The following is an 11,521-nucleotide window of genomic DNA, read 5'->3' as shown; positions in this document are numbered from 1 at the left end:
TGCAGGTCGTGACCCGATTTCAGTGGAATTCGGACTCCCCGCACCCCGATCCCGCAGGTTCCCGATTTCCATGGACATCAGGACCCGGAATTCAGTGCGGGGGTCCGAATTCCACTGAAATCGGGTCACGACCTGCATGACCAGGCGTGCTCCCTCTCCCCTGCACCGCCTGGAGGCAGTGATGACCGCGGGCCTGCAGCCTGCTCCCGACGTGCGCGCCGTGCCGCGCAAGGACGTTCGCACCGTGATCGTGTCGAGCCTGATGGGCACGACCGTCGAGTGGTACGACTTCTTCCTGTACAGCACCGCCGCCAGCCTGGTGTTCGACAAGCTGTTCTTCCCCACCGACGACCCGACGGTCTCGACGATGCTGGCGTTCGTGACGTTCTTCGTCGGGTTCGTCGCCCGCCCCCTCGGCGGTGTCCTCTTCGGACACATCGGCGACCGGATCGGCCGCAAGCGCACGCTCGTCAGCACGATGCTCCTGATGGGCCTGTCCACGGCGGCGATGGGCGCCCTGCCGACCTACGAGCAGGTGGGCCTGCTCGCCCCGCTGCTGCTGGTGCTGCTGCGCGTGGTCCAGGGCCTGGCGATCGGTGGCGAGTGGGCGGGCGCGGTGCTCATGGCCGTCGAGTACGCACCGCCCGGCAAGCGCGCCTGGTACGGCGCGTGGCCGCAGGTCGGTCTCGCGCTCGGGCTCGGCCTGGGAACCGGGCTGTTCGCCCTGCTGGGCAACGTCCTCGACGACGAGCAGTTCCTCGGTTACGGCTGGCGGATCGCGTTCGGCCTGAGCATCCTGCTGGTGGTCATCGGCCTGGTGATCCGGCTGCGGGTGGCCGAAACCCCGGCGTTCGAACGGATGCGGCAGACCCAGGGCGCCGCGAAGGCCCCGCTGGTGGAGCTGTTCCGCGACCCGGTCACCCGCCGCAACACGCTGCTGGGCCTGCTCTCCCGCTGGGCGGAGGGCGCCGCGTTCAACACCTGGGCGGTGTTCTTCCTGTCCTACGCGACCTCCACCCTGCACCTGCCGCGCAACAGCGTGCTGGTGTCGGTGATGCTGGCCGCGGGCGTGCTGGCCGTGCTGCTGCCGGTGTTCGGACGCCTCAGCGACCGCATCACGCCGCGCCTCGCCTACGCGCTCGGCGCCGGCCTGTTCGCCGCGTCTGTCTACCCCGCGTTCCTGGCCTTCCAGACCCGGGACGTGCTGCTGACCGGGCTGATCATCGTCGGGGTGCTGGGCGTGGTGCACGCGCTGCTCTACGCGCCCCAGGGCACGCTCTACGCCCAGCTGGCACCGGTGCGCTCCCGCTACACGGGGATGTCGTTCGTCTACCAGTTCTCCGGGATCTACGCCTCGGGCCTGACCCCGCTGATCATCACCGCGCTCATCGCCGCGGGCGGCGGTTCCCCGTGGCTGGCCTGCGGCTACCTGGTGCTCACCGGTCTCATCGGCCTCACCGCCACCATCGCGCTGCGTCCCGCCGACCTGGAGTCGGCGACCTCGGACTGACCCTGCCTTCCGGCGCTTCTCGTGGTGAGCTGGAAGCGATGAGCACGCAGGAGCACCGCGCGGTGGCCGTCGGAGTGGACGACTCCGACGCCAGTCGGCTCGCCATGCGCTGGGCCGCCCGCGAAGCGCTGTCCCGATCCGAGGCGCTGCTGCTGGTGCGCGCCGTCCCGGTCCCGCTGGAGGAGCTCACCCGCGTCCACCTGCCCAGCGAGCAGCCGGTGATGCGGCACGGCAGCGCTCAGCAGGAGCTCGCCGCGCTGGCCACCGAGTGCCGGCGGATGTTCCCGGAGTTGCTGGTGCGCACCCGGGTGCAGATGGGACATCCGGCGTCGGTGCTGCGCGAGGAGACCGACCAGATGGGGATGGTGGTGCTCGGACCGCCGCCGCTGAGCCGCACCCGGCGGGTGCTGCTGGGGTCCACGGCGGGCGAGCTGGTGCGCAACGCGCACGTCCCGGTGGTGGTCGTGCGCGGCCCCGAGGCCGATCGGCCGATCCGGCGGGTGGTGGTCGGCGTGGACGGTTCGCCGACCAGCGGGCAGGCGATCACCTTCGCCCACGACCTCGCCTACCGGCACTCCGCGACGCTCACCGCGCTGATGGCCGACGCCACGCGCGCACCCGACGCGCTACCGCCGAACCGCGGGTGGCGCTACGAGTCCGACTTCGTCGACGCGAACCAGCGGCTGCTCGCCGAGTGCGTCGCGGGCGTGGAGCAGAGCAACCCGGACGTGGAGATGCACCAGGAGGTCAGCCTCGAACCCCCGACCGAAGCGCTGCTCCAGGCCGCGGAGAAGGCCGACCTCCTGCTGATAGGTTCACGCGGACGGCACATCGTGCGCGCCACGACGCTGGGCTCCACGAGCCACGCCCTGGTGCACTACGCCGATTGCGCCGTGGCCGTCGTCCGCTGACTCACAGACCGGTTCGGTACGTGAAGCGGGCCTTGCCGATCCAGATCTCGTCGCCCTCGCGCAGCTCGGCGGTGTCGACCGGGAGCCGGTTGAGGTAGGTGCCGTTGAGCGAACCGCCGTCGACGAGGACGTAGGCGTCGCCCCGCCGCCGGATCTCGGCGTGCTGCTTGGACACCGTGATGTCGTCGACGACTATGTCGCACATGGCGTCTCGACCTATGGTGGTGCGCTCGTTCTGGAGCACGAAACCACTCCCGGCGGCGTTGCCTCGGTTGATCATCAAGCGGGGGCGGCCGCTGAGCTCATCGGCGGAACGAGGTGCCGGAACCTCATGAGGAGCAGACGCTCGGGCGGTATCGGCCTGCTTTTCGACCGCGTTCGATGCCGACTCGCCGATCCTGGTCTGTTCCATCGTCGTCTCCCTAGCCAACAAGCGTGATACCTCCGGAATGCACCTGCCCGTGACCGGGCGGATACACACAGCATGCCGAAGGTTTGACCACCGTCGCTAGGACCAACGTCCTTAATTCATCGAACCGGGTCCGCACCTGTGATGCAGGTCTCCGATCCGAGTCCGCGGGGCCGCCATTCGCGATGACGGCCCCGCGGTCGGTGATTACTTCACCGCGCCCATCGACAGGCCGCGCACCAGGTGGTTCTGCGCGATCCAGCCGATCACCATCACCGGCAGCGAGGCCAGCAGGGCCGCCGCCGACAGCTGCGCCCAGTACAGGCCTTCACTGGTGATGAAGCCGACCAGGAACACCGGCACCGTTCCCGCCTGCGCGGCGGTGAGGTTGACCGCGTAGAAGAACTCCGTCCAGGAGAAGATCACGCAGATCAGCGCCGTCGCGGCGATTCCCGGTGCCACGACCGGGAGGATCACCCGGAACAGCAGCACCGGCAGCGGTGCTCCGTCGACCCGGGCGGCCTCGACCATCTCCCTGGGGACTTCGAGGAAGAACGAGCGCATCATCCACACCGCCAGCGGCAGGTTCATCGCGGTGTAGAGGATGACCAGCGCCCAGACGTTGTCCAGCAGACCGATGTTCTGCGAGATGACGTACAGCGGGATGATCGCCGCCACGATCGGGAGCATCTTGGTCGACAAGAAGAAACCGAGCACGCCCTGAGTGCCGGGCACCGCCGCGATGGACAGCGAGTAGGCCGCCGGGACCGCCAGCAGCAGCACCAGCAGCGTCGACACCACCGTCACGAACGCCGAGTTGCCCAGGTACGGCAGGAATCCGCGTTCCAGGATCCCGGCGAACTGGGTCAGCGTCGGGGTGAACAGCAGCTTCGGCGGGTCGGTGTAGGCGTCGGCCTCCTCCTTGAAGGACGTCACCACCATCCACAGCAGCGGGAAGACGAACAGGATCGCCACGACCCAGGTGAACGCGGTCAGCGCCCACCGGCCGATCGGGTTCGCGGTATGCATCAGCGCACCTCGCTCAGGCCGAAGGTCCGGAACATCAAGCGCAGCGCGAAGTTCGCCACGATCAGCGTCAGGATGACCACCACGACGCCCATCGCCGAGGACTGGCCGATGTCGAAGCCCTCGAACGCTCGCTGGTAGATGTAGTACGGCAGGTTGGTGCTGGCGGTACCCGGACCACCCTGCGTCATCAGGAAGATCGCGTCGAAGCTGTTCACGATGTAGATCGCCCCCAGCAGACCCGCCAGCTGCAGGTACCGGGCCAGCTGCGGGAGCGTGATCGACACGAACGTCCGCCACCGGCCGGCGCCGTCGACCGATGCGGCCTCCAGCACCTCCTTGGACTGAGCCTGCAGGCCCGCCAGGATCAGCAGCATCATGAACGGCGTCCACTGCCAGATGACCTGGGTCATCACCGCGGCCAGCGGGAACTCGGCCAGCCAGTCGGTGTCACCGCCGAACACGAAGTTCAGCAACCCGTAGGTGGGGTCGAACATCGTGGTCTTCCACAGCAGCGCGCCCGCCGCGGGCAGGATCAGGAACGGCGTGATCAGCAGGGTGCGAACCACGCCGCGCCCCAGGAACTTCCGGTCCAGCAGGATCGCCAGGCCCAGACCCAGCAGCATCGAGATGAACACGCACACCACGGTCAGCACCACGGTGTTGATCAGCGCGCCGCGGAACTGGCTGTCGGCGAAGACGTCGACGTAGTTGCGCAAGCCCACGAAGTGCCGCGAGCCCGGCCGCACCAGGTTCCAGGACTGGAACGAGTAGAACACCGTCATCAGGAACGGGATCTGGGTCACCAGCACCGTGAACAGCAGCGCGGGCAGCAGCGGCGCACGGCGCATCCAGGTGCTGGACGCCGTGGTCTCCTTCTTGCTCACCACGGGCGCCTGAACTTCTTCGACCACCGTTTGGCTCATCGCGTCTCCCGGTAGGACTCGCCCACGGACTCGGCGTATTCCTGGGACTGCTCCAGGGCCTCGTCGACGGTGATCCGTCCGGCGATGGCCGCCGACAACTGCTGGCTGATCCGGGTTCCGAGGTCCTGGAACTCCGGGATGCCGACGAACTGGATCCCCGGGTACGGGACCGGGTTCACCATCGTGTTGGACTGCTGCGCCTTGTCGATGCCGTCCAGCGTCGGCTTGGCGTAGGCGGCAGCGGCCTGCTGGTACTCCGGGATCTCGTAGGTCGACTTGCGCACGCCCGGCGGAACCCGGTTCCAGCCGAAGGTGGTGCCGACCTGCTTGACGAACTGCTTGGAGGTCATCCAGCTCATGAACTGCCAGGCCGCGTCCTTGTCCTTGGCGACCTTGGGCATCGCCAGCGACCAGGTGTAGAGCCAGCCGGCCTCGGCGGTGCGCTCGACGGGAGCGGCCACGTAGCCGTTCTTGCCGACCACCTTGCTCTCGGCCGGGTCCTCGTTGGTGCCGGCCATGACCGTCGCGTCGTACCACATCGCGGCCTGGCCCTGCGCGTAGTGCGTGCCGCACTCGGAGAACCCGGCGCTGGACGCACCGACCTCGCCGTGCTCGCGGACCAGGTTGACGTAGAAGTTCGCCGCCGCCTTGAACTCCGGCGAGGTGATCTGGGCGTTCCAGTTCTCGTCGAAGTAGCGGGCGCCGAAGGTGTTGGCGACCGTGGAGAACGGCGCCAGGCTCTCGCCCCAGCCGGGCTTGCCGCGCAGGCAGATCCCGGAGACGCCGGTGGCGGGGTTGTCCAGCTTCGCGGCGAAGTCGGCGATCTGCTGCCACGTCGGGTGTTCCGGCATGGTCAGCCCGGCCTGCTCGAAGAGGTCCTTGCGGTAGGTCAGGAACGACGACTCGCCGTAGAACGGAACCGCGTACATCGAGCCCTGGTGCGACAGCGAATCCCGGATGCTGGGGATGAAGTCGTTCGCGTCGTAGCCGGGGGTCTTCTCGATGTAGGGCTGCAGGTTCTCCAGCCAGCCGTTGGCCGCCCACTGCGGGGTCTCGTAGTTGCTGATCATCACCACGTCGAACTCGCCGCCCTGGGTGGCGGTGGAGGCGGTGATCTTCGCGCGCGCCTGGTTCTCCGGCAGCTGAACGAACTTCAGCTTGATGCCGGGGTTCTCCTTCTCGAACTCGCCCTTGAGCGCGACCGCGTCCTCCATCTGCGGGTTGGACACGATCGCGATCACCAGGGTTCGCCCGCCGGAACCGATCGCACCGGCCCCGGCGCAGCTGGTCAGCAGCAGGCTGACCATCGCCAGCAGCGCGAGCCTTATTCGGCTGCGCCTCAACCGCCTAGGCATCCGCACCTCCCGGCAGGACCTGGACCTTGAGACCGGCGCCGCTGCGCATCAGTTCGAGCGCCTTGCCGAACTCCTCCAGCGGCAGCGCGTCGGTCAGCAGCTCGTCGCTGTTGATCGCGCCCATCGCCATGAGGTCCAGCGCGGGACCGAAGCTGTGCAGCACCGCCATCGAACCGACGATCTTGATCTCGTCGTTGTAGATGCGGAAGGGCGACAACGAGATTCGTGCCTCCGCCGGGGCGACGCCGAAGACCAGCAGCCGTCCGCCGCGGCGCAGCTTGTCGAACGCGGTCTCGATGGCCGGGGCCGCCCCGGTGCAGTCCACGGCTGCGTCGAAGTCGGAGTCCAGCTCGTTGGCGTCCTCCACGACGGCGACCGCGCCCAGCCGCTGCGCGCGCGGCAGCCGCGTCGCGTTGCGGTCGGCGACGGTGACCTGCGCGCCCGCGCGCTGGAGCAGCTGCTGCATCAGCAGGCCCATCGTGCCCGCGCCGATGACGAGGAACTTCTCGCCGGCCTCGACTCCGATCTGGCGGACGCCGTGCACCGCGCAGGAGACCGGCTCCACCAGGGCGCCCTGCTGCCAGTTCAGCCCCTCGGGCATCCGGTAGCAGTTGGCCGAGGGCACCGCGACGTACTCGGCGAACGCGCCGTCGACGGTGTCGCCGGTGGCACCCCAGTTGGCGCACAGGTTCCCGTGCCCGTTGCGGCACGGGGTGCAGTAGCCGCAGAACAGCGACGGGTCCACCGCGACCCGGTCGCCCACCTTCCACTCGCCCGGCACGTCCGGACCCACTTCGACGACCTCACCGGCGAACTCGTGGCCCGGCACGATCGGGTAGGGCGTCGGCGGGAAGTGCCCGTCGGCGATGTGCACGTCGGTGCCGCAAATCCCGGTGGCCCCGACCTTCACCACCAACTGCCGCTCCCGCGGTACCGGATCCGGTACGTCACCAACCCGGATGGATCCGGGTTCGTCAATGATCGCGGCGCGCATCTAACCTCCGCCTCCAGAGCGCTCATCTGAGCGAACTGCGCTGTACTCTGCCCTGAACTTGCCCCGCATTGAAGAGGTTCACTGGTGATCGCGTCAACCTCTGGTCAAGTTTTCACGTTATAGTGCTCATATGAGCACACCTCGGCCGCGGAGCGGGCTGATCGACACCATGACCGCGGCGTCCATCGCGCACCGGTTCTACGTGGCCGGGCGCTCGAAGCTGGAGATCGCGGAGGAGTTCGGGATCAGCCGCTTCAAGGTCGCCCGGATTCTGGCATCCGCCCAGGAGAACGGCTTGATCAAGATCTCGTTCGAGTTACCCTTCCCGGTCGACGTGGAGCAGTCCGAACGGCTCCGAACGGCCTACGGACTGCGCCGCGTGCTGGTGCTCAACCGAGCGCAATCGAAGGCAGAACGGCCGGAGCTGCGCCGCCGGGTGGGCGTGCTCGCCGCCCAGCTCCTCTCCGAGATCACGGTTCCGGGCGACGTCATCGGCCTGTCCTGGGCCCGATCGGTCAACGCCATGGCCGAGGCGATCCGCAGCCTGCCCAAGTGCCCCATCGTGCAGCTGTGCGGCGTCCAAGCGGGCATGGACATGCGGGACCGTTCGGTGGAAACGGTGGGCCGAGTGGCCGCGGCCAGCGGCGGCGACTCCTACCCCATCTACGGGCCGCTGGTGCTCCCCGACCGCCGCACCACCGAGATCCTGCGCAACCAGCCCGGCATCGCCGAGACCTTCGAGCAGTTCCAGCACCTGACCAAGGCCGTGGTCAGCATCGGCGCCTGGCAGCCGAACGAGTCCACCGTCTACGACGCGCTGAGCCCCGCCGAACGCGAGTCGATCCGGCAGCGCGGCGCCACCGCCGAGATCGCCGCCCGGCTCTTCGACGCCGACGGCAACGCGCTGTCCACCGGGCTGGCCCACCACGTCCTGGCGATCCCGCACGAGCAGCTGCGGGCCGTGCCGGAGGTGATCGCCGTCGGCTACACCACCCCGAAGGCCCGCGCCATAGACGCGGTGCTGCGCTCCGGGATCGTCAACACCCTCATCACCGACGCCGACGCCGGCGACCGGCTCCTGCAGCACGTCACCGAACGCCCGCTGCAGTAGCGAACAAGAGGGCGGAGCGGCACCCCCAGCGCCGCTCCGCCCTTCGAACCCGTTTCCCGGTCACAGCACCACGGGAAACGGGAAACCCGACCAATTGCCCGCCGCTCAGTTCGGTTCTCGGTGAAGATCCGTCGAAGAACGCAGCCTTGGTGATGCGTTCTTGACGATGCCACTCCAGGATTCGACGGCGACGAGGATTGCGGCGGCCATGACGACGACGAGCGCCACCAACAGCAGCGGCGACGGCGAGTTCGCCGCCGCCCACATCGAGAGCTACCTGTCGGAGCGCTTCGGCGACAAGCTGGTGTTCCGCGACGCCAAGGGGGCTCCGGGGGAGGACTACCGCGCACGCCTGCTCCGCGAGGCGTCCACCACCTCCGTCCTGCTCGTCCTGATGGGAGCCAACTGGTCGAAAGCCCGTGACGAGCAGGGGAATCTGCGCCTGGCGCAGGAGGAGGACTTCACCAGGCTGGAGATCCTCAACGCCATGAAGGCGGGTGCGCGGGTCATTCCGGTCCATTGTGGACGTGGCCTTCCGCACCTCACGCCCGCGGACCTCCCCGAGGAGCTGGAGGCGCTGGCCTACCTCAACGCGCTGGACTTCGACGTCCGCAACGCGCAGGACGACCTGGACCGGCTCGCCAGCAGGCTGATCGCCCTCGTCCCCGCGCTCCAGGACGACCACGCCAACCGTCGCCGCGATCGGGCGACGTCCACAACCACGACTCCGGCAACGTGGACGGCACCCACGTGCAGCTGCGGGATCTGCACGGCGGCCTCACCATCGGCGGGCCGCAGGCGACCACCCACTTCAACGGGCCGACCTACGGCAACCACCACAGCGGGTCGGGCGACCAGTTCAACCAGGGCGGTCCGCGCGGTGGTGACCGGCGATGAGCGAGAACGAGGTTCCGGACGGATCGGCGGAAACCCACTTCGAGGAGGAGGTCTCGGCCTCGTCGATCCACACCGGCACCGGGGACGTCTACAACATCTTCGGCTCGGGGCACGAAAGCGTGATGAGCCGGATCCGCGGCCCACGCATCACCTTCAAGGGCGACCTCAGCTGGAGCGAGCAGCGCTTCGTGGCCCCGGACGACCTCGACGGCGCGCGCGAGAAGCTCCGCAGGCACGGGACCGCGCTGCTGACCGGCCCGCCCGGCAGCGGGCGGAGCACCGCCGCCAAGGTGCTGGTCAACGAATCGGCCGGTGATGAGTCGCCCTACGCCCTGCTCACCGATGAGCCCTACGATCCCGCCCACCGCCTGGCCGACGTCCAGCTGCTGACCGATCACCGGCTCGTGCTCGACCTGCTGGACGCGAGCGAGGACGTGTTCCTGACCCGGATGCGCGAGGTCCCCGAGTTCCGGGCGCGGCTGGTCAACGCCAAGGCCTACCTCGTCGTGGTGGTGCCGGACGAGTTCGCGCACCACCTCGGCGACCAGCTGCGGCAGTGCACCGCGCGCATCTCCCGGCCCGCCGGCGACCGGGTCCTGCGCAGGCACCTGGAAGCCGAGGGCCTGCACCCCACGGCGGGCCAGCTGGCCTCCGAGGACGTCGTCACCGCCCTCGACCAGTCGATGGCGCAGATCAGCCACCTCGCGACGCGGATCATCGAGATCAGCCGCTACGCGCCGCACAGCCCGCTGGACGACCGGCTCGCGGAGGCGATCTCCGAACAGGCCGACCGGCGCGACGAAGCGGCGAAGCTGGTCGAGCAGCGTGCGACGGGGCGTGAACGCGCGATCCTGCTGGCCTCTGCGATGTGCCACGGAGCCTCGCCCGACGCGGTGTTCTTCGCCTCCCACCACCTCGTGGAGCTGCTGGGGCTCGACGGCTCCGAGCGGCCCCGGCTGGAACAACACGGCTACCGAGGGCAGCTGAAGGACCTCGGCATCGACATCGCAGCGCCGAACCGCGTCGACCTCGGCCGGTGGGACTTCGACCGGGCGCTGCTGGAGCACTTCTGGGACAACTACCCGGACCTGCGCAGCACCTACCGCCAGTGGGTGGACGAGGTCATCAGGATGGACCTGCTGACCGGGGCCGACCGGGTCAGCCTGGTCGACCGCTTCACCGGGCAGGCGCTGCGCACGAACAGCCCCGACCACGTCATCCGGCTGGTGGAGCGCTGGCTCGAACCGCGCAACCACCGGAGCAGGCCGCTGCGGGACTTCGGGGTCCAAGCGCTCACCAACGGTCTGGAGGACAACCGTCACGGCAGGCACTTCCGGCGCCTGGTCTACGAGTGGTCGAAGAACTCCGGGTTACCCGACGAGGTCGGGCAGATCCTGGTGACGGTCACCGCCAACCTGATCGCGCCGAACTACCCGGACCAGGCGGTCGTTCGGCTGCACCACCGGGCCCGCGGGGAGAGCGGTCTCGGTGCCCCCACGGCGCAGGACGCGCTGCTCGAGCTCGCGGCGAGCAGCGATGCCCTGCTCCGGTTGTTGTTGCAGCGACTGCGGATCGGCCTGCGCCAGCCGGACCCGCAGGCCGCCGACTTCGCGCTGCTCGCGCGCGCGGCCGACCCGCGCCGGCTCGTCGACACCTCGCGGGTGTCGCGACCGCTGGCGGCGCGTGCGGAGGTCCGGGCGGACCTGGTGGCCTGCTGGCGCGAGCTGTTCGCGCACCGCTCGGGCCACACCCATCAGCTGCTCGGCACGTGGCTCGTGACGGCGGAGATGATCTCCAACGCGGACCTGCTGCTGGCGATCCTCGTCGAGGCGGCGCAGGAATCGGTGGACCTGCTCGCGAAGTTGTACGTCGCCGGGCGGGATTGGAGCGAGACCTCGCACGGTCAGCCGCACGTCGTCGTCCGGCTGTCGCAGTTGATCGACTTCGCGCAGGGGTTGCAGAACCAGGACTTCGCGTACCCACGACCCGAGGAGTTCGTGCGATGACCAAGGAGAACCGGACCCTCTACATCGGACTCGCGATCGCGGCAGCGATCCCGCTGCTCTTCGGGTGGTTGCTGGAATGGACTGCGTGGGTGGTGGTTCCGCTGTTGGCGGCGGTGGGTTTCGGCGTCTTCAAGAAGTTGACCGGTGGACTGCCGACCCCGTCGGGACCACGTGGGTATGCTCCTCGACCAGCTCGGTCTGCACGGTGAGCGCAACGCCGTGCGGCGCCTGACCGCGCACCGCTTCGCCCGCTACATCGAGGCGGCCGGGCATCCGCAGGTGGCCGAGGAGGTTCGACGGCGCTTCGACACCCCGGGCGAGCCGTGAAGCGGACGGCGATTTGAGCACTTCGGGTGCTTGACATGATCGTGATCTT

12 protein-coding genes are annotated in these 11,521 nt (G+C 68.8%); 6 read left to right on the top strand and 6 right to left on the bottom strand.

Annotation, left to right across the window (positions count from 1 at the left end):
• Positions 1 to 181 precede the first annotated feature (181 nt).
• Positions 182 to 1,510, top strand: coding sequence for an MFS transporter (locus E1181_RS26035; RefSeq protein ID WP_132678713.1), 1,329 nt, complete (start codon positions 182 to 184; stop codon positions 1,508 to 1,510).
• A 38-nt stretch (positions 1,511 to 1,548) separates the two neighbouring features.
• Positions 1,549 to 2,421, top strand: a complete 873-nt coding sequence (locus tag E1181_RS26030; protein WP_132678711.1) for a universal stress protein — start codon at positions 1,549 to 1,551, stop codon at positions 2,419 to 2,421.
• Between the two features lies 1 nt (position 2,422).
• On the opposite strand, the gene E1181_RS26025 is transcribed toward E1181_RS26030, so the two are convergent.
• The 5 genes from E1181_RS26025 to E1181_RS26005 form a co-directional block, all read right to left on the bottom strand.
• Positions 2,423 to 2,833 carry an FHA domain-containing protein gene (locus E1181_RS26025; RefSeq protein ID WP_132678709.1) on the bottom strand — a complete coding sequence of 137 codons (411 nt, stop codon included), beginning with the start codon at positions 2,831 to 2,833 and terminating at the stop codon, positions 2,423 to 2,425.
• A 204-nt stretch (positions 2,834 to 3,037) separates the two neighbouring features.
• Positions 3,038 to 3,859: a carbohydrate ABC transporter permease gene (locus E1181_RS26020; RefSeq protein WP_132678707.1), complete on the bottom strand. Its 822-nt coding sequence runs from the start codon at positions 3,857 to 3,859 to the stop codon at positions 3,038 to 3,040.
• Positions 3,859 to 4,707 (bottom strand): carbohydrate ABC transporter permease, encoded by an 849-nt coding sequence (locus tag E1181_RS26015; protein ID WP_132678721.1) that lies wholly within the window; start codon positions 4,705 to 4,707, stop codon positions 3,859 to 3,861. The genes E1181_RS26020 and E1181_RS26015 overlap by 1 nt, the downstream gene beginning before the upstream one ends.
• Positions 4,708 to 4,778: 71 nt before the next feature.
• Complete coding sequence (locus tag E1181_RS26010; protein WP_132678706.1) at positions 4,779 to 6,137, bottom strand: ABC transporter substrate-binding protein; 1,359 nt, start codon at positions 6,135 to 6,137, stop codon at positions 4,779 to 4,781.
• Entirely contained in the window at positions 6,130 to 7,131 is a 1,002-nt protein-coding gene (locus tag E1181_RS26005) for a zinc-dependent alcohol dehydrogenase family protein (protein ID WP_132678704.1), read from the bottom strand. Before E1181_RS26005 ends, E1181_RS26010 begins: the two co-directional genes overlap by 8 nt.
• A 130-nt stretch (positions 7,132 to 7,261) precedes the next feature.
• On the opposite strand from E1181_RS26005, the gene E1181_RS26000 reads away from it, so the two are divergent.
• Entirely contained in the window at positions 7,262 to 8,242 is a 981-nt protein-coding gene (locus E1181_RS26000) for a sugar-binding transcriptional regulator (protein ID WP_235877048.1), read from the top strand.
• Between the two features lie 105 nt (positions 8,243 to 8,347).
• Here the strand turns inward: E1181_RS26000 and E1181_RS31600 are convergent, their stop codons facing one another.
• Positions 8,348 to 8,509, bottom strand: coding sequence for a hypothetical protein (locus E1181_RS31600; protein ID WP_165944758.1), 162 nt, complete (start codon positions 8,507 to 8,509; stop codon positions 8,348 to 8,350).
• Positions 8,510 to 8,977: 468 nt separating this feature from the next.
• On the opposite strand from E1181_RS31600, the gene E1181_RS31595 reads away from it, so the two are divergent.
• From E1181_RS31595 to E1181_RS31855, 3 genes are all read left to right on the top strand, one after another.
• Positions 8,978 to 9,139: a hypothetical protein gene (locus E1181_RS31595; protein ID WP_165944757.1), complete on the top strand. Its 162-nt coding sequence runs from the start codon at positions 8,978 to 8,980 to the stop codon at positions 9,137 to 9,139.
• On the top strand, positions 9,136 to 11,145 hold the full coding sequence (locus E1181_RS25995; protein ID WP_132678702.1) for a P-loop NTPase family protein: 2,010 nt from the start codon (positions 9,136 to 9,138) through the stop codon (positions 11,143 to 11,145). Before E1181_RS31595 ends, E1181_RS25995 begins: the two co-directional genes overlap by 4 nt.
• Positions 11,146 to 11,322: 177 nt before the next feature.
• Complete coding sequence (locus tag E1181_RS31855) at positions 11,323 to 11,472, top strand: hypothetical protein (RefSeq protein WP_207922321.1); 150 nt, start codon at positions 11,323 to 11,325, stop codon at positions 11,470 to 11,472.
• Positions 11,473 to 11,521: the final 49 nt, after the last annotated feature.

The organism is Saccharopolyspora terrae (genome assembly GCF_004348435.1).
In the GTDB taxonomy this organism is placed as follows: domain Bacteria; phylum Actinomycetota; class Actinomycetes; order Mycobacteriales; family Pseudonocardiaceae; genus Saccharopolyspora; species Saccharopolyspora endophytica.
This window is presented reverse-complemented; position numbering and strand designations above follow the sequence as displayed.